Origin of the sequence: Hydrogenophaga sedimenti (assembly GCF_051857515.1) — a bacterium.
Classification (GTDB): Bacteria; Pseudomonadota; Gammaproteobacteria; order Burkholderiales; family Burkholderiaceae_C; genus Hydrogenophaga.
The window spans coordinates 384,640-402,204 of record NZ_JBPZHA010000004.1; the positions used below are offsets into that span (position 1 = coordinate 384,640).

Consider the following 17,565-nt stretch of genomic DNA (forward strand, 5'->3'; position numbering starts at 1 on the left):
GCTTTGTTGACTGACTCGCGGCCCCTGTCTGAGCGGAGAGAGCGTCAGCGAACGCAGCGAGTTGGGCCGCGCCGGCCCCGGTCGGGCGGACACAGCGCAGTCGGCGCAACGCGCCGACCACCCCGGATGTGCCCCGGCCACGGAGCGCCTGCCGCAGCCGCAAGGTGCCACCGACGAAAAGCATCAACTCCTGGAGCGACGAGCCCGAGCCAAGGTCTCCGAAGGCAACTCGAAAAAGTGCTTCTTGTAGTCCAGCGAAAACTGCCCCAGGTGCCAGAACCCCCAGCGCGCCGCCACATCCTGCACCGTCGCCCCGGCGCCCGCCTCGCGCAACCCACGCCGCACCCCGTTCAGCCGCAAGGCCCGCAGATACTGCGTCGGCGACGTCCCCAGCACATCCTGGAAACAATAGTTCAGCTTGCGCCGGCTCGCGCCCACCCGGCTGCAGATCTCCAGGATCGACGGCGGCTCGTCCGGGTTGGCCAGCATCAGCTCGCAGGCCTTGTCGACCATGCGCTTGCGCCGCGCCAGCGAATCCAGATCGGACGTGTCCACCGTCGGCGGCAACGCCTCGATCCACTCGATCAGGATGTCGTCGCGCAGCTGTCGCAGGCCCGAGGCGTCGGGGAAATGCTGGGCCAGCGCCAGCGCCTCCTTGAGCACCTGCAGGTGCTTGCTGCGCAGCGCCTCGGCACTGGCCGGCGTCGGCAGCAGCTCCATCTGGTGCTCCAGCCAGGCCGCCAGCGGCTTCTGGTACATGCGCTCCCACAGCGGGTTGAGCAGGCTGCGGTCCACCGCGACGGCGATCAGACAGTGGTTCGGCGGCGTGACGAAATCGATCTGGTGGCCGCGGCCGCAGAGGATCGCGTCGGGGTGCACCTTGCGGCCGTCGAAATACACCTCGCCGGCCGCCTCGGCCGACATGGCGAAGCCGTAAATCTCGTCGCCCAGGCGCCCGCGCTGGCGCAGCGACAGGTTGGTCTTCTCGCCGAACAGGCGCAGACCATCGAGCTGCACCATGGTCAGCTCGCCGCGGAAACTGCCGCTGGAGAGCTGCTCGTACTGCAGCGCCCACTCGCCCTGCGCGGCCGCGTGGGCGTCGATGTCGAAGGTCAGCACCGAGCGCGCCCAGCCGGGCGCTTCGGCGTCTTCATTCAGGTCGGGGGCGTTGCTGTCCATGGAGGGGCGGATTGTGGATGCAGCGTAGCAGCGCACGGACCGGATAGGGGAAACCCGCAGAACATCGTGCGCAAGCTTGATAACGGGTGTGGCGCGCCGTCCCTAGCATCCGCCTACCCTTTCACCACCGGACCCTTCCCATGACCACTGCACGCGCTTTGCCGGCTTCACCGGCCCCCGCTGCCGACGATGGCTCCCACTCCCTGCGCGCCGGGCGCCTGGGCGTGATCGGCATCGTCTTCTTCGTCATCGCAGCCGCCGCACCGCTGGCCGGCATGACCGGTGCACTGCCCGCGGCCATCGTGCTGGGCAACGGCGCGGCCGCGCCGGGCGCCTACCTGCTGGCCGGCCTGACGCTGCTGCTGTTCAGCGTCGGCTACGCCGCCATGAGCCACCAGGTCACCAACTCCGGCGCCTTCTTCGCCTACATCGGCCGCGGCCTGGGCCTGCACATGGGCGTGGCCTCGGCGTTCACCTCGCTGCTGGCCTACCTCGCGATCCACCTCTCGCTGTTCGGCTTCTTCGGTGGTCTGATGGCCGAACAGGTCGGTGTGATGCCCTGGTGGGCCTGGGCCTTCGTGGCCTGGGCCGCCGTGACCTGGCTGTCGCTGCGCAGCGTGGACGTGGGCGCCGGCGTGCTGGGCGTGCTGCTGAGCCTGGAGCTGCTGTCGCTGGTGACGACCTCGGTCGCGATCTTCGTGCACGGCGGCCCCGAGGGCACCAACTTCCTGGCCTCGTTCAGCCCGTCGAACATCCTGGCCGGTGGTCTGGCGGGCTCGGCCGGCATCGCGCTGGCGTTCGCGTTTGCCTCGTTCGTCGGCTTCGAAGCCACGGCCATCTATGGCGAAGAATCGGTCGACCCCAAGCGCACCGTGCCGGTGGCGACCTACTGCGCGGTGTTGCTGATCACCTTGCTGTTCGCCTTCACCGCGTTCGCCATCGTCACCGGCCTGGGCGCCGGCAAGGCCGTGGACAAGGTGGTCGAGCTGTCGTCGGTCAACGGCACGCCGCTGACCAACCCGGCCAACGTGCTGTTCACCCTGGCCTCGCAATACGTGGGCGACTGGCTCTCGGCGCTGATGAAGAGCCTGCTGCTCTCCAGTCTGTTCGCCGGCCTGCTGGCGTTCCAGAACTCGGCCGCGCGCTACCTGTTCGCGCTGGGACGTGGTGGCACATTGCCGGCGGCCCTCAGCCAGGTCAACGATCGCGGCGCGCCCTCGGCCGGCTCGATCACCACCTCGGTCATCACCGCCGGCGTGATCGTGCTGTTCGCCATCGCCGGCCTGGACCCGGTGCTCAACATGTTCTTCTGGTTCTCGGGCCTGGCCGTGGTCGCGATCCTGCTGATCGAGATCCTGGTCTGCTGCTCGGTGATCGCCTGGTTCCGCGTCGTCCCCGGCGAAGCCAATATGTTCCAGTCGCTGATCGCGCCGCTGCTGGCCATCGTCGGCCTGGCGGTCGGCCTGTACCTGCTGCTCTCGCGCTTTGGCCTGCTGACCGGTGCCGTGGCCGAGGGCGTGGACCCGACCACCACCGCCTGGGGCATGAGCGGCCTGGGCTGGTTCATGGCGCTGCTGCCCTTCGGCACGCTGGTGCTCGGCCACCTGTTTGCCCAGGTCCGCCACAAGGACAGCGCCGAACTGATCCGCGACGTGATTTCCTGAGGCCGGCGGGGCCTCGGGGGCCCCGCACTTTGCCCTTGATCCAGATCAGGGCTTTGCGCTGGAGTGGAGCGCAAGCTCTAGAAAAAGCGCGGGAAAGCCCGCTGCCCCTCTGCGGCCCCGGCCGGTAGATTGCGCGGCACCGATCTGGAGACAAGACTTGAGCAAAATCGCCCCCGAATTCCTCGCCCTGCAACGCCTGTACCACTGGGAGAAGACCTCTCCGTCGCGCATCGCCCTCTCGCAGCCCATGGGCGGCGGCGTGGTCAAGGACTACACCTGGGCCGAGGTGGCCGGCGAGACCCGGCGCATGGCCGCCCACCTGCAGGCCCAGGGCTGGGCGCCGGGCAGCAAGATCGCCATCCTGTCCAAGAACTGCGCCTGGTGGATGATGAGCGACCTGGCGATCTGGATGGCCGGGTATGTCTCGGTGCCGCTGTACCCGACGCTGGCACCCGAGACCATCGCCCAGATCCTGACCCACAGCGAATCGAAGGCCCTGTTCATCGGCAAGCTCGACGGCTGGAAGGGCATGAAACCCGGCGTGCCGGCCGGCCTGCCCTGCATTAGCTACGCACTCTCGCCCGACGACGTGAAGGCCGACCACGACGGCTGGGACGCCATCGTCGCCCGCACCGCACCGATGGCCGGCGAGCCCGTGCGCGGCGAAGACGAGCTGGCCACCCTGATCTACACCTCGGGCACCACCGGCATGCCCAAGGGCGTGATGCATTCCTTCGGCAACTTCGCCTGGGCGCTGGACAAGGGCCTTTCGCGCATCCCGCTGACCGGCGAGGACCGCATGCTGTCCTACCTGCCGCTGGCCCACGTGGTCGAGCGCATGCTGGTCGAACATGGCTGGCTGCGCACGGCCATGCGGGTGTGGTTCGCCGAGTCGCTCGACACCTTCGCCGCCGACCTGCAGCGCGCCCGCCCCACCGTGTTCTTCTCGGTGCCGCGCCTGTGGGTCAAGTTCCAGCAGGGTGTGCACCACAAGATGCCACCGGCCAAGCTCGACCGGCTGCTGGGCATTCCGCTGATCGGCGGCCTGGTGCGCAAGAAGGTCAAGAAGGCGCTGGGCCTGGACCACTGCACACTGGCCGCCGGCGGCGCGGCGCCGATGCCGATGGCGCTGCTGCAGTGGTACGCGAAGCTGGGCCTGCTCATCAACGAGGGCTACGGCATGACCGAGAACCTCGCGCTCTCGCACATCACGCAAAACGGCCAGCCGCAGCAGGGCACCGTCGGCCCCACCTACCCCGGCGTCGAGCACCGCATCGAGCCGGAGACCGGCGAGATCCAGATGCGCAGCCAGGCGCTGATGATGGGTTACTACAAGGAGCCCGAGAAGACCGCCGAGGTGTTCACCGCCGACGGCTGGCTCAGGACCGGCGACAAGGGCAGCATCGACGCCAAGGGCCTGCTGCGCATCACCGGCCGGGTCAAGGACCTGTTCAAGACCGGCAAGGGCAAGTACGTGGCGCCGGCACCGATCGAGGACAAGCTGGTCATGCACCCGGCGATCGAGGCCTGCGTGGTCACTGGCGCCAACCTCGGCCAGCCGCTGGGCATCGCCATGCTGAACGCCGACGCGGTGGCGCAGGCCGCTGGCAGCGAGGGCCGCACCGCCCTGGAAGCCTCGCTGGCCGCCCACCTCAAGGCGATCAACGCCACGCTGGACCCGCACGAGCGGCTGCAGTGCCTGGTGCTGACCACCACCGCCTGGACGGTGGACAACGACGTGATCACGCCCACCTTCAAGGTCAAGCGCAACCGCATCGAGGAGCTCTACGCCCGGCACTACGAACTCTGGGAGGCGTCCGGCAAGCCGGTGATCTGGGAGCGCGGCTGAAATATTTCTGCCGGAGGAGGGAATAAAACAGGACGATGGCGTGTTTACCGTGGGTCAGTCCCGATTTTCGACACCTTTTCCAGGAGCCCCCATGACACGCACCACCTTCCGGCGCACCACCGCCCTGCTCGCACTCAGCGCCGCCCTCATCGGAGGCATGGCCCACGCCGCGGACGCCCCGTCCGGCGTGATGGCCAGCAACGGCATGCTGACCGGCCCCAACGGCATGACGCTCTACACCTTCGACAAGGACGCCGCCGGCAGCGGCAAGAGCGTCTGCAACGGCCCCTGCGCCACCAACTGGCCGCCGCTGATGGCCACCGGCGCAGACGCCTCCGGCGACTACAGCGTGGTGACGCGCGACGACGGCGGCAAGCAGGTGGCCTACAAAGGCAAGCCGCTGTACTACTGGGTCAAGGACAGCAAGCCGGGCGACAAGACCGGCGACGGCTTCAACGGCGTGTGGCACATCGCCACCCCCTGACGCACCGGCCTTGGGACCGGAAGACACCTTGCCCCACATTCCCCGTCTGCGGCGCTACGCGCGCCTGCTGACGGGGGATTCGACGCGCGCCGACGATCTGGTGCAGGACACGCTGGAGCGGGCCTGCCACAAGTGGGCGCTGTGGAAACCGCGCGCCGACGGCACCGGGCTGCGCGCCTGGCTGCTGTCGATGATGCACAACCTGCACCTCAACCAGGTGCGCGACCAGGTGCATGAACGCTCGGCGGTCGAGCTCGAAGAGCACCATGAGCCCAGCCACGACCCGTTCCGGCACACGCCCGAGCGCCTGGACCTGGAGCAGGCGCTGTCGCTGCTCCATCCGGTGCTGCGCGAAACCGTGCTGCTGGTCTGCGTCGAAGAGATGTCCTACGCCGAGACCGCGCAGGTCATGGGCGTGCCGGTGGGCACCGTGATGTCGCGGCTGTCGCGTGGCCGCGAACAGCTGCGCCGGTTCACCAGCGGCGAGACCGCACCGGTGCCGGCCCCGCACCTGAAAGCCGTTTCCTGAACCCCTGCGCCATGAAGACCGTTTCCCAAGCCCCCGTGAACGACGCCGAGCTGCACGCCTGGGTCGACGGCCAGCTGCCGCCCGGACGCGCCGAGGCCGTGGCCGCGTGGCTGCTGCTGCATCCGGACGACGCCCGGCGCGTGCAGGACTGGCAGTCGCAGCGGCTGGGGCTGCAGGCGCTGCAGCGCAGCGTGCTCGACGAACCGGTGCCGATCGCGCTGGCGCGCGCCACCCGGCCGCCCCGCCGCAGCGTCCTGCCGCAGGCGCTCGCCGCCAGCGTGCTGCTGGCGCTGGGTTTTGCCGGCGGCTGGTGGTGGCACCCGGCGCAGACGAACAGCGGGCCCGTGGCGCAGGCGGTGCCCGGCTTCGTGCAGGAAGCGCGCACCGCACACGTGGTCTACCTGCCCGAGAAGCGCCACCCGGTCGAGGTCGGCGTGGCCGAACAGGCGCACCTGGTGCAATGGCTCTCGCGCCGGCTGGGCGTGCCGCTGCAGGCGCCCCAGTTGCAGGACAAGGGTTTTTCGCTCATCGGTGGCCGCCTGCTGCCGGGCCAGCAGGGCGAAGCCCGCGCCATGTTCATGTACGAGAGCGCGACCGGCGAGCGCGTGACCCTGCACATCTCGACGCTGGCCGAGGCCGCCGGGCGCGACCCGGCTGCGTTCCGCTTCACGCGCACCGGCGAGACCGACACCTTCTACTGGGTCGAAGACCGCATGGGCTACGCGCTCAGCGGCAACCTGCCGCGCGACACGCTGGCCGCGCTGGCCGACGTGGCCTACCGGCAGTTGCGGCCCTGACCGGCCGCCCCTGATCGGTCAGCCGTGACTCAGGCCAGCGCCTGTGCGTGGTGGCGCAGGTGGTCGTCGATCACGCTGGCGATGAAGTAATAACCGTGGTCGTAGCCCGCGTGGCGGCGCAGCGTGAGTGGCTGACCAGCTTTTGCGCAGGCCTCTTCAAACGCTTCGGGATGCAGTTGCTCGGCCAGGAATTTGTCGGCCAGGCCCTGGTCGATCAGGATGCCGCCGGGGTATGGGGCACTGTTCTGCGCCGCCATCAGCAGGCTGGCGTCGTGCGCGGCCCAGGTCGCTTCGTCCTGCCCGAGGTAGCCCATGAAGGCCTTGTGGCCCCAGGGGCACTTCGTCGGCGCGCAGATCGGCGCAAAGGCCGAGACGCTGCGGAACACGCCGGGGTGGCGCAGCGCGAGCGTGAGCGCACCGTGGCCGCCCATGGAGTGGCCAGTGATGCCCAGCCGCTCGCCGTCGAGCTTGAACTCAGCGACGACACCGGGAATCAGGTCCTTGAGCAGGTAGCTCTCCATCTGCCAGTGACCGGCCCAGGGGTGTTCGGTCGCGTCGAGGTAGAAGCCGGCGCCGACGCCGAAGTCCCAGTGGTGGTCTTCGCTGTCGATGCCGGTGTTGCGCGGGCTGGTGTCGGGCATCAGCAGGGCCAGGCCCAGCTGCGCGGCCAGGCGCTGCGCACCGGCCTTCATGGTCGCGGTCTCTTCGGTGCAGGTCAGCCCCGCCAGAAAGGTCAGCAGCGGCACCTTCTGTCCCGCCAGCGCCTGCGGCGGCAGGAACAGCGCAAAGCGCATCGGCAGGCCGATCTCGTTGACCGAGAAGTGTTTGTAGAAGCGCTGCACGCCGCCGAAGCTGCCGTGTTCGCTCAGGAGTTCAAGTCGTTCGAGGGCCATGGTCTCTGGTGGGAAGGATCAAAGCGGGTCAGCGGCGGACCAGTTCCAGGATCGCGTCGGCAAACAGCCGGGGCGCCTCCTGTGGCAGGTTGTGGCCCACGCCCGGCACCAGCCGGTGCGCGCGCGGTCCGCTGAAACGGTGGGCCTGGGCCTCGGCGTGCTCCCAGGGGCGCACGCCGTCGGTCAGGCCGTCGAAGGTGATGGTCGGCACGGTGATCACCGGTTGCGCGGCAATGCGCCGCTCGACCTCGGCCACCGCCGGATCGCCCGGCACGAGGCCGAAGCGGTGGCGGTAGGAATGGATCACCACGTCCACGAAGTCGGGGTGGTCGAAGGCGGCGGCGCTGCGCTCGAAGCAGGCGTCGTCGAAGGCCCAGGTCGGCGACCAGCGCTCCCACAGCCGCCGGCACAGCGCGCGCCGGTCCTGCGTCAGGGCGGCGCGGCCACGCTCGCTGTGGAACAGGTACTGGTACCAGAGCCGCTGTTCGTTCACGGGCGTGTCCGGCGCCATGGCGCGCGCGATGTTCTGCAGGTTGTAGCTGTTGACCGAGACCAGGCCGGCACAGCGCTCGGGCCACAGCGCCGCCACCACGCAGGCGGCGCGGCCGCCCCAGTCGTAGCCGGCGAGCACGGCGCGCCCGATGGACAGCGCATCGAGCAGCGCCCGCAGGTCGTCGCCCAACACCGCCTGCTCGCCCGAGCGCGGCGTCGCCGCATCGAGGAAGCGCGTGCCGCCATAGCCGCGCAGGTAGGGCACAACCACGCGGCAACCTGCGGCGGCCAGCATCGGCGCCACATCGACATACGAATGGATGTCGTAGGGGAAGCCGTGCATCAGCAGCACCGGAGGGCCGTCGACCGGACCGGCCATGTGGCAGGCCACGTCCAGCACGCCAGCGCGCACGCGGGTGTCGGCGGTCAGCAGCGGCAGCCCCATGGCAGCGTCAGAACTCGACCACCGACCGGATCGACTCGCCGCGCTTCATCAGCGCGAAGCCTTCGTTGATGTCTTCGAGCTTGAGTTTGTGGGTGATCAGGCTGTCGATGTCGATCTTGCCCTCCATGTACCAGTCGACGATCTTGGGCACGTCGGTGCGGCCGCGCGCGCCGCCGAAGGCCGAGCCTTCCCACTTGCGGCCGGTGACCAACTGGAACGGACGGGTCGAGATCTCGGCACCGGCTTCGGCCACGCCGATGATGATGCTGCGGCCCCAGCCCTTGTGCGTGCACTCCAGCGCCTGGCGCATCACCTTGGTGTTGCCGATGCACTCGAAGCTGTAGTCGGCGCCGCCGTCGGTCAACTGCACGATGGCGTCGACCACGTTCTCGTGGTCCTTGGGGTTGATGAAGTGCGTCATGCCGAACTTCCGGGCCATGGCCTCGCGCTCGGGGTTGAGGTCGACGCCGATGATCTTGTCGGCACCCACCATCTTCGCGCCCTGGATCACGTTCAGGCCGATGCCGCCCAGGCCGAACACCACCACGTTGGCGCCCGCTTCCACCTTGGCGGTGAACAGAACGGCGCCGATGCCGGTGGTGACGCCGCAACCGATGTAGCAGACCTTGTCGAACGGCGCGTCTTCGCGGATCTTGGCCAGCGCGATCTCGGGCACCACGGTGTGGTTGGCGAAGGTGGACGTGCCCATGTAATGCAGGATGGGCTGGCCGTCGATCGAGAAGCGGCTGGTGGCGTCGGGCATCAGGCCCTTGCCCTGCGTGCCGCGGATCAGCTGGCAGAGGTTGGTCTTGCGGCTCAGGCAGAACTTGCACTGGCGGCATTCGGGCGTGTAGAGCGGGATGACGTGGTCACCCTTCTTGAGCGTGGTCACGCCGGGGCCGACGTCCACCACGATGCCCGCGCCCTCGTGGCCCAGGATGGCGGGGAACAGGCCTTCGGGGTCGGCGCCCGAGAGCGTGTAGTAGTCGGTGTGGCAGATGCCGGTGGCCTTGATCTCGACCAGCACCTCGCCGAATTTCGGACCCTGCAGGTCCACGGTTTCGATGGTCAGGGGTTCGCCGGCCTTCCAGGCCACGGCGGCGCGCGTTTTCATTCAGGGTCTCCCGAGCGTTGGAAAACCCCGAGCGTAGCGCAGCGTGGTGACAGATGCTGGTTCAGTCGGTTTTGGCCCCGGCGTTGAACCATTGCGCGATCAGCGCCCGCTCCTCGTCGGTGATGCCGGTGGCGTTGTTCATCGGCATGGTCTTCTGCACCACCGCCTGCTGGTAGACCATCTGCGCGTTCTTGCGAACCTCGGCGGCCGAGTCCAGCCGCACGCCCTTGGACTGCAGGCCCTCGCCGTGGCACATCACGCAGCGCTGCGCGAACACCGGTTGCACCTGCGCGAAGCCGACATCCCGGGGTGCGGCCGATGTCGCCAGGTTGGCCGGCTTGAGCCAGACGATCAGTGCCAGCAGCACGGCCACACCGACGACGGCGTACTTCCAGGGGTGCGGATTGCGGCCCAGCTTGTGGCCGTGGCGCATGACGAAGAACTGCCGGATCGCGGCGCCGGCGAACATCATGCCGATCAGCACCAGCCAGTTCTGCGGGTGGGCAAAGGTGAAGCTGTAGTGGTTGCTCAGCATCGCGAACAGCACCGGCAGCGTGAAGTAGGTGTTGTGCACGCTGCGCTGCTTGCCGCGCTTGCCGTGGATCGGGTCGACCGGACGGCCCGCCTGCATGTCGGCCACCATGGTGCGCTGGCCGGGAATGATCCAGAAGAACACGTTGGCGCTCATGGACGTTGCAAGCATCGCCCCCATCAGCAGAAAGGCCGCGCGGCCGGCGAACATGTGCGTGGCCGCATAGGCCGCGACGCAGACCAGCACCAGCACCAGCGCGCCCACCTTGGCGTCGCCGTTCCTGCTTTGGCCCAGCGTGCGGCAGATCGCGTCGTACAGCAGCCAGAACACCACCAGGAACGCCAGCGCGGCGGCGATCGCGCCGGCCGGCGACCACGGCATCACGCGCGGATCGATCAGATAGACGCTGGGGCTCCAGAGGTAGGACACCAGGAACAGCGCAAAGCCCGACAGCCAGGTCGAGTAGCTTTCCCAGTAGAACCAGTGCAGGTGCTCGGGCAGCTTCGGCGGCGCCCCCGCAAACTTGACCGGGTGATAGAAGCCGCCGCCGTGCAGCGCCCAGAGCTCGCCGCTGACGCCGTCCTTCTTCAGTTGCTCGTCTTCGGGCGGCGTGAGGCTGCTGTCGAGAAAGACGAAGTAGAAGGAAGAGCCGATCCAGGCGATGCCCACGATCACGTGCAGCCAGCGCAGCAACAGATTGGCCCAGTCGAGCAGGTAGGTTTCCATGGCACCTCAACACGTGGACGGACATTCCGTCTTCAGGATTTTCGACTCACCACCGCGGGCGCTCTGAGCCGACTGAGGGCCGCGTAAATGAGCGGCAGAAACCGAGGTTTCGCCACCCGCTCCGCTGCGACCGGACCGGCAAAGTGTATACAGTTTTTGCCGACAGACCGGGCAGGGCTAACCCGCAGTGCCGCCCTGCACCACAAGCAACAACTGCGCCACGACCGAGGCGGCGATCACGGCCGGCTCCTTGCCGGTGATGCCCGGCAGACCAATGGGACAGGTGATGCGGGCCAGCTCATCGGCGTGGAAACCGCGCCCGGCCAGCCGCCGGCGGAAGGTCGCCCATTTGGTCTGGCTGCCGATCAGCCCCACGAAAGGCAGATCGGCGGTCAGGCGTTGCCGCTGCAGGCAGGCGGCCACCACGTCCAGATCCTCCGCGTGCGAAAAGCTCATGACCAGTACCAGCGAACCGGCGGGCAGATCGCGCACCGCGTCCTGCACCGGGTCCGAGTGCTCAGCCCGCACGCGCTCCGGCAACCCGTCGGGGAACACGCCGTCGCGGCTGTCGATCCAGTGCACCGAAAACGGGAGCGGGTCCAGCGCCCGCACGATGGCCTGCCCGACATGACCACCGCCGAACAGCGCCACGGGGGTCAGCGGCCGGGCCAGTCGCGCGCGCAGCTCGCCGGCCAGCGCCGCTCCCACCGGCTCCAGCCCCAGCACCACCTCCCCGCCGCAGCACTGCCCGAGGCTGGGCCCGAGCGCCACGCGGTATTCCTGCGCGGCACCGGCGCCCTGCGCCAGCGCCTCCCGCGCGCGCCGCACGGCGTCCCATTCCAGGTGGCCACCACCGATGGTGCCGACCTGCCCTTCGGCCCAGACCGCCATCCAGGTACCCGTCTCGCGCGGCACCGAGCCGCGGGTGCGGCGCACCGACACCAGCACCGCGGGCTCACGCTGCAGGCGGCGCAGGAAGATTTCCAGGTCGGGGTCGGGTGTGGCTTGCATGCCAAAGAAAGCGTAATAAAGCGTCAGAACGGCGGCCGTCCGGCAGTATCGCCGGGGCTGCGGCTTGGGCATCCCGCCAAAGCCCCATACACTTTATTGCTCGCACCACATGAGACCGAAGGACAAGCATGTCTACCCCGTCTTCTTCCCGCCTCATCGAATCGCCCCGCCTGGCCGGCCTCGGTCTGGTGACCCTGCTCGCCGCCTGTGCCGCCCCGGTGGCCACGCCACCGCCCTCTTCGACGCCCACCATGAGCCAGGCCCCGACCCCCGTGCCAGCGCCGGCCGCCGCCACGACCGTCACGCCGCCGTCGCTGGTGTCGCAGGCCAACACCCCGCGCGAGTACCGCCAGGACGGTGCCCGGCACATCTACGAGAAGTACGCGCACCGCATCTTCAAGGGCAAGATGCCGCCGCTGCTGCAGGGCGTGGGCACGATGCAGCTGGAGCTGGACCACCGCGGTGACATCGTCGCCATGAACTGGATGCGTCCGCCCAGCCACCCGGGCGCCAAGGCCGAGATCGAGCGTGCCGTGCGCGACGCCGCGCCCTACCCGGCCCCGGTGCGCATGGGCCGCGTGGTCTACACCGACACCTGGCTGTGGGACAAGAGCGGCAACTTCCAGCTCGACACGCTGACCGAAGGGCAGCGGGACAGATAGAAGAATCCCCCCGCGCCGCCTGCGGCGTCACCCCCTCAAGAGGGCGGCACTGGCGGCCCGGCGGAGCCGGTTCCGCGGTGCCTCTGAATCAGCTGCCGCGGTAGGTGGAATAGCTCCACGGGCTGACCAGCAGCGGCACATGGTAGTGCTGGTCGGTGTGGGCGACGCCGAAGTCCAGCGCGACACGGTTCAGGAAGTTCGGCTCGGGCAACGCCACGCCCCGGGCCGCGAAATACCCCTTCACGTCGAACACCAGCCGGTAGGTACCGGCCTTCAGGCTGGCGTTGTCGTACAGCGGCCCGTCCGGGTTGCGGCCATCGTGGTTCAGCGTGAAGCGCTTGACCAGGGTCGCCACCTCGCCCTCGGTGGTGTAGAGCTCGACGCCCATGCCAGCGGCGGGGCAGCCATGCATCGTGTCCAGTACGTGGGTGCTCAGGCCCATGGTGGTGTCCTCATCGTGTTTGGTCTACCGAAAGTGTATACACTTTTTGTTTTTCTGGATATGATGGTTTCATGGAAACCTCCAGCACCCGCCAGATCGTCGAATCGCTGACCCGTGCCATCGTCGAGCACCGACTGCACCCGGGCACCAAGCTGGCCGAACAGAAACTGGCCGACCATTTCGGCGTCTCGCGCACCCTGGTGAGGCAGGCCCTGTTCCAGCTCTCGCAGAACCGCCTGATCCGCCTCGAACCCGCGCGCGGCGCCTTTGTCGCCGCTCCGTCGGTGGAGGAAGCCCGGCAGGTGTTTGCCGTGCGCCGCATGCTCGAGGCCGAAATGACCCGCGCCTTCGTGCGCCAGGTCACCCCTAGCAAGATCAAGGCCTTGCGCGAGCACGTCGCCCAGGAGAAACAGGCCGTGGCCAACCAGGACGTGACCGGCCGCACCGAGCTGCTGGCCGACTTCCACGTGCGCATGGCCGAGCTGATGGGCAACCACGTGCTGGCCGAACTCCTGCGTGAGCTGCTCTCGCGCTGCGCCCTCATCACCCTCATGTACCAGAGCACCAACGCCGCCGAGCACTCCAACGAGGAGCACGCCGACATCGTCAAGGCCCTGGCCGCCAAGGACGAGGCACTGGCCGTGCGCCTGATGAACGAACACCTGCTGCACGTCGAAGAGGGCCTGACCTTCGACCGCAAGTTGCCCACCAACGACCTGTCCCTCGCGCTGTCCTCATGATCTACGACTCCACCGCTCCCTACCCGCGCGACCTGATCGGCTATGGCCGCGATGTGCCGCACGCCCGCTGGCCGGGCGGCGCCCGTGTGGCCGTGCAGTTCGTCCTCAACTACGAGGAAGGTGGCGAGAACAGCGTGCTGCACGGCGATGCCGGCTCCGAACAGTTCCTTTCCGAGATGTTCAACCCGGCCGCCTTCCCGGACCGGCACATCAGCATGGAAGGCATCTACGAATACGGCTCGCGCGCCGGCGTCTGGCGCATCCTGCGGGAGTTCGAACGTCGGGGCCTGCCGCTGACCGTGTTCGGCGTCGCCACCGCGCTGCAGAGACACCCCGAGCTGACCGCGGCCTTCAAGGAGCTGGGGTACGACATCGCCTGCCATGGCCTGAAGTGGATCCACTACCAGAACATCGACGAAGCCACCGAGCGCGCCCACATGGCCGAGGCCATGCAGATCATCCAGGGCCTGACTGGCGAACGGCCGCTGGGTTGGTACACCGGGCGCGACAGCCCCAACACGCGCCGCCTGGTGGCCGACTTCGGCGGCTTCGAATACGACAGCGACTACTACGGCGAAGACCTGCCGTTCTGGATGAAGGTGCGCAAGAGCGACGGCAGCGACGCGCACCAGCTCATCGTGCCCTACACGCTGGACTGCAACGACATGCGCTTTGCCCTGCCCCAGGGCTATTCGCACGCCGACCCGTTCTTCCAGTACATGAAGGACACCTTCGACGCGCTCTACGCCGAAGGCGACCCGGCCGGCCTGGACCGGCCCAAGATGATGAGCATCGGCATGCACTGCCGCCTGCTCGGCCGCCCGGGCCGCATCACCGCGCTGCAGCGCTTCCTGGACCACATCCAGTCGCACGACCAGGTCTGGGTCGCGCGCCGGCTGGACATCGCGCGGCACTGGAAGGCCACGCACCCGCTGCCCACGGTCTGAGGAACACACCATGCCCCTGACCCTGGACCAACTCAACGCCGCGCCCCTGCCCGAGGCGCTGCAGATGCTCGACGGTCTGTACGAGCACTCACCCTGGATCGCCGAGCGTGCCCTGGCGCAGCGGCCGTTCGCGTCGCTGGCGCAACTCAAGCACGCGATGACGCGCGTGCTGGATGAAGCTGGTGTCGAGCCGCAGCTGGCGCTGATCCGCGCCCACCCGGAGCTGGCGGGCAAAGCCATGGTGAGCAAGACGCTCACCGCCGAGTCGACCAACGAGCAGACCAAGGCTGGCCTGACCAACTGCACGCCCGACGAGTTCGCGCACATCCAGCAGCTCAACGCCGCCTACAACGCGCGCTTCAGCTTCCCCTTCATCCTGGCGGTGCGCGGACCGCGCGGCACGGGCCTCTCCAAGGCGCAGATCATCGAAGCCTTCGAGCGCCGCGTGCACGGGCACCCGGACTTCGAGCGCCAGGAGTGCCTGCGCAACATCCACCGCATCGCCGAGATCCGCCTGAACGACAAGTTCGGTTTCGAGCCGGTGGACGGCCAGCGGGTGTGGGACTGGCAGGAGAAGCTGGCCCAGCACAGCGACCCGGGCTACGCCGAGAAGGGCCAGCTCACCGTCACGTATCTCACCGACGCGCACCGAGCCTGCGCCCAGCGCATCAGCCACTGGATGAAGGACTGCGGCTTCGATGAAATCGAGATCGACGCCGTGGGCAATGTGGTGGGGCGGTACCACGCTGCCACACCGGATGCCAAGTACCTGATCACCGGCAGCCACTACGACACCGTGCGCAACGGCGGCAAGTACGACGGGCGACTGGGGATCTTCGTGCCCATGGCCTGCGTGCAGAAGCTGCACACGGCCGGCCAGCGCCTGCCGTTTGGCATCGAGGTCGTGGGCTTCGCGGAAGAAGAAGGTCAGCGCTACAAGGCCACCTTTCTCGGTTCGGGCGCGCTCACCGGCCACTTCGACCCGGCCTGGCTGGACCAGCAGGACGCCGACGGCATCACCATGCGCGCGGCCATGCAGCACGCCGGCCTGTGCATCGCCGACATCCCGAAGCTGCAGCGCGACCCGGCGCGGTACCTGGGCTTCATCGAGGTGCACATCGAGCAAGGCCCGGTGCTCAACGAACTGAACCTGCCTCTGGGCATCGTCACCAGCATCAACGGCAGCGTGCGGTATCTCGGCGAGGTCATCGGCATGGCCAGCCACGCCGGGACCACGCCCATGGACCGGCGCCGCGACGCCGCCGCCGCCGTGGCCGAGCTGATCCTGTACGCCGAGCAGCGCGCCGCACAGGACGGCGACTCGGTCGCCACCGTGGGCATGCTGCAGGTGCCCAACGGCTCCATCAACGTCGTGCCCGGTGCCTGCAAGTTCAGCCTGGACATGCGCGCGCCCACCAACGCGCAGCGCGACGCGCTGGCGCAAGACGTGCTGGCGAAACTCCAGGAGATCTGCGATCGCCGAGGCATGCGCCACTCGCTGGAGGAAACCATGCGCGCTGCCGCTGCGCCCAGTGCGCCCGCCTGGCAGGCGCGCTGGGAAGCCGCCGTCACCGCCCTGGGCGTGCCGCTGCACCGCATGCCCAGCGGCGCCGGCCACGATGCCATGAAGCTGCACGAAGTCATGCCGCAGGCCATGCTGTTCGTGCGCGGCGAGAACAGCGGCATCAGCCACAACCCGCTCGAATCCAGCACCGCCGACGACATGGACCTGGCCGTGAAGGCCTTCGACCATGTGCTGCAACAACTGACCACCGAACACCCCTGAGCCCACCATGACCACACCCCAACAGCAACTCGACGCCTGGATCGACGCCCACTTCGACGAAGAGGTGAAGTTCCTGCAGGAACTCATCCGCGTGCCCACCGACACGCCGCCGGGCAACAACGCACCGCACGCCGAGCGCACCGCCGAGCTGCTGGCCGCCATGGGTCTGACGGCCGAACAACACGCCGTGCCCGAGGCCGAGGTCCAGGCTGTCGGGCTGGAAACCATCACCAACCTGATCGTGCGCCGCCGCTACAGCGACGGCGGCCAGACCATCGCGCTCAACGCCCACGGCGACGTGGTGCCGCCCGGCGAGGGCTGGACGCACGACCCGTATGGCGGCGAGATCGAAAACGGCAGGATCTACGGCCGCGCGGCCGCGGTGAGCAAGTGCGACATCGCCAGCTTCACCTTTGCCATCCGCGCACTGGAGTCGCTCGGCGCACCGCTGAAGGGCGGCGTGGAACTGCACGTGACCTACGACGAGGAGTTCGGCGGCGAGGTCGGCCCCGACTGGCTGCTCAAGAAAGGCCTGACCAAGCCCGACCTGATGATCGCGGCCGGCTTCAGCTACCAGGTCGTCATCGCACACAACGGCTGCCTGCAGATGGAAGTCACCGTGCACGGCGACATGGCGCATGCCGCCATCCCCGACAGCGGCACCGACGCGCTGCAGGGCGCGGTGCACATCCTCAACGCGCTCTACAAGCTCAATGCCGACTACCTGAAGGTCACGTCGGCGGTCGAAGGCATCACCCACCCGTACCTGAACGTGGGCCTGATCCAGGGCGGCACCAACACCAACGTGATCCCCGGCAAGGTGGTGCTCAAGCTGGACCGCCGCATGATCCCCGAGGAAAACCCGACCGAGGTGGAAGCGGCCTTGCGCAAGACCATCGTCGACGCCGCCGCCAGCTTTCAGCCGCCGCGCGGCGGTCGAGCCATCAGCGTCGATGTCAAGCGCATCCTGCTGGCCCGCGCGCTCCAGCCGCTGCCGGGCAACCAGCCCCTGGTCGACGCCATCCAGAAACACGGCAGCGAGTTGTTCGGCGAACCCATTCCCGCGGTGGGCACACCGCTGTACACCGACGTGCGCATCTATGGCGAGCACGGCATTCCGGGTGTGATCTACGGCGCCGGCCCGCGCACGGTGCGCGAGTCGAACGCCAAGCGCGCCGACGAAAACCTGCTGCTGGACGACCTGCGCAAGGCGACCAAGGTGATCGCCCGCACCCTGCTCGACCTGTTGAAGACCGCATAAGCCCGGCACCGA

Annotated in this window: 17 protein-coding genes; 10 read left to right on the forward strand and 7 right to left on the reverse strand. The window is 68.4% G+C overall.

Annotation, left to right across the window (positions count from 1 at the left end; translation table 11 throughout):
* Positions 1-183: 183 nt before the first annotated feature.
* Entirely contained in the window at positions 184-1,179 is a 996-nt protein-coding gene (locus tag ACS5NL_RS09120; RefSeq protein ID WP_439353412.1) for a helix-turn-helix domain-containing protein, read from the reverse strand.
* Positions 1,180-1,319: 140 nt separating this feature from the next.
* Between ACS5NL_RS09120 and ACS5NL_RS09125 the strand changes: the two genes are divergently transcribed.
* From ACS5NL_RS09125 to ACS5NL_RS09145, 5 genes are all read left to right on the forward strand, one after another.
* On the forward strand, positions 1,320-2,843 hold the full coding sequence (locus ACS5NL_RS09125; protein ID WP_439353413.1) for an APC family permease: 1,524 nt from the start codon (positions 1,320-1,322) through the stop codon (positions 2,841-2,843).
* Positions 2,844-3,000: 157 nt separating this feature from the next.
* Positions 3,001-4,692: an AMP-binding protein gene (locus ACS5NL_RS09130; protein ID WP_439353414.1), complete on the forward strand. Its 1,692-nt coding sequence runs from the start codon at positions 3,001-3,003 to the stop codon at positions 4,690-4,692.
* A gap of 91 nt (positions 4,693-4,783) precedes the next feature.
* On the forward strand, positions 4,784-5,176 hold the full coding sequence (locus tag ACS5NL_RS09135; RefSeq protein WP_439353415.1) for a COG4315 family predicted lipoprotein: 393 nt from the start codon (positions 4,784-4,786) through the stop codon (positions 5,174-5,176).
* A 28-nt stretch (positions 5,177-5,204) separates the two neighbouring features.
* On the forward strand, positions 5,205-5,705 hold the full coding sequence (locus ACS5NL_RS09140) for a sigma-70 family RNA polymerase sigma factor (protein ID WP_439353416.1): 501 nt from the start codon (positions 5,205-5,207) through the stop codon (positions 5,703-5,705).
* A gap of 11 nt (positions 5,706-5,716) precedes the next feature.
* The gene (locus tag ACS5NL_RS09145; protein WP_439353417.1) at positions 5,717-6,502 is read left to right on the forward strand and encodes an anti-sigma factor family protein; all 786 of its coding nucleotides are present in this window, start codon (positions 5,717-5,719) and stop codon (positions 6,500-6,502) included.
* A gap of 29 nt (positions 6,503-6,531) precedes the next feature.
* On the opposite strand, the gene fghA is transcribed toward ACS5NL_RS09145, so the two are convergent.
* The 5 genes from fghA to xdhC all read right to left on the reverse strand — a co-directional run bounded on the left by fghA (position 6,532) and on the right by xdhC (position 11,715).
* On the reverse strand, positions 6,532-7,395 hold the full coding sequence (gene fghA / locus ACS5NL_RS09150) for an S-formylglutathione hydrolase (protein WP_439353418.1): 864 nt from the start codon (positions 7,393-7,395) through the stop codon (positions 6,532-6,534).
* A 28-nt stretch (positions 7,396-7,423) separates the two neighbouring features.
* A complete protein-coding gene (locus ACS5NL_RS09155) occupies positions 7,424-8,332 on the reverse strand; it encodes an alpha/beta fold hydrolase (protein WP_439353419.1) in 909 nt (302 codons plus the stop codon).
* A gap of 7 nt (positions 8,333-8,339) precedes the next feature.
* Positions 8,340-9,446 (reverse strand): S-(hydroxymethyl)glutathione dehydrogenase/class III alcohol dehydrogenase, encoded by a 1,107-nt coding sequence (locus tag ACS5NL_RS09160; protein WP_439353420.1) that lies wholly within the window; start codon positions 9,444-9,446, stop codon positions 8,340-8,342.
* A 61-nt stretch (positions 9,447-9,507) separates the two neighbouring features.
* Entirely contained in the window at positions 9,508-10,704 is a 1,197-nt protein-coding gene (locus tag ACS5NL_RS09165) for a urate hydroxylase PuuD (RefSeq protein WP_439353421.1), read from the reverse strand.
* Between the two features lie 177 nt (positions 10,705-10,881).
* Positions 10,882-11,715, reverse strand: a complete 834-nt coding sequence (gene xdhC, locus ACS5NL_RS09170; RefSeq protein WP_439353422.1) for a xanthine dehydrogenase accessory protein XdhC — start codon at positions 11,713-11,715, stop codon at positions 10,882-10,884.
* Positions 11,716-11,843: 128 nt separating this feature from the next.
* Between xdhC and ACS5NL_RS09175 the strand changes: the two genes are divergently transcribed.
* On the forward strand, positions 11,844-12,377 hold the full coding sequence (locus tag ACS5NL_RS09175) for a hypothetical protein (RefSeq protein ID WP_439353423.1): 534 nt from the start codon (positions 11,844-11,846) through the stop codon (positions 12,375-12,377).
* Between the two features lie 88 nt (positions 12,378-12,465).
* Here ACS5NL_RS09175 and uraH read toward each other — a convergent pair whose 3' ends face one another.
* Positions 12,466-12,819, reverse strand: coding sequence for a hydroxyisourate hydrolase (gene uraH, locus ACS5NL_RS09180; RefSeq protein WP_439353424.1), 354 nt, complete (start codon positions 12,817-12,819; stop codon positions 12,466-12,468).
* 71 nt (positions 12,820-12,890) lie between these two features.
* Between uraH and ACS5NL_RS09185 the strand changes: the two genes are divergently transcribed.
* Genes ACS5NL_RS09185 through ACS5NL_RS09200 form a run of 4 tightly spaced genes read left to right on the forward strand, consistent with a single transcriptional unit; the run spans position 12,891 to position 17,553 of the window.
* The gene (locus tag ACS5NL_RS09185) at positions 12,891-13,559 is read left to right on the forward strand and encodes a GntR family transcriptional regulator (protein ID WP_439353425.1); all 669 of its coding nucleotides are present in this window, start codon (positions 12,891-12,893) and stop codon (positions 13,557-13,559) included.
* A complete protein-coding gene (puuE, locus tag ACS5NL_RS09190) occupies positions 13,556-14,506 on the forward strand; it encodes an allantoinase PuuE (protein ID WP_439353426.1) in 951 nt (316 codons plus the stop codon). The genes ACS5NL_RS09185 and puuE overlap by 4 nt, the downstream gene beginning before the upstream one ends.
* A gap of 10 nt (positions 14,507-14,516) precedes the next feature.
* Positions 14,517-16,292, forward strand: a complete 1,776-nt coding sequence (gene uraD, locus ACS5NL_RS09195) for a 2-oxo-4-hydroxy-4-carboxy-5-ureidoimidazoline decarboxylase (RefSeq protein ID WP_439353427.1) — start codon at positions 14,517-14,519, stop codon at positions 16,290-16,292.
* A 7-nt stretch (positions 16,293-16,299) separates the two neighbouring features.
* Positions 16,300-17,553, forward strand: coding sequence for a M20 family metallopeptidase (locus ACS5NL_RS09200; protein WP_439353428.1), 1,254 nt, complete (start codon positions 16,300-16,302; stop codon positions 17,551-17,553).
* The last annotated feature ends 12 nt before the right edge of the window (positions 17,554-17,565 follow it).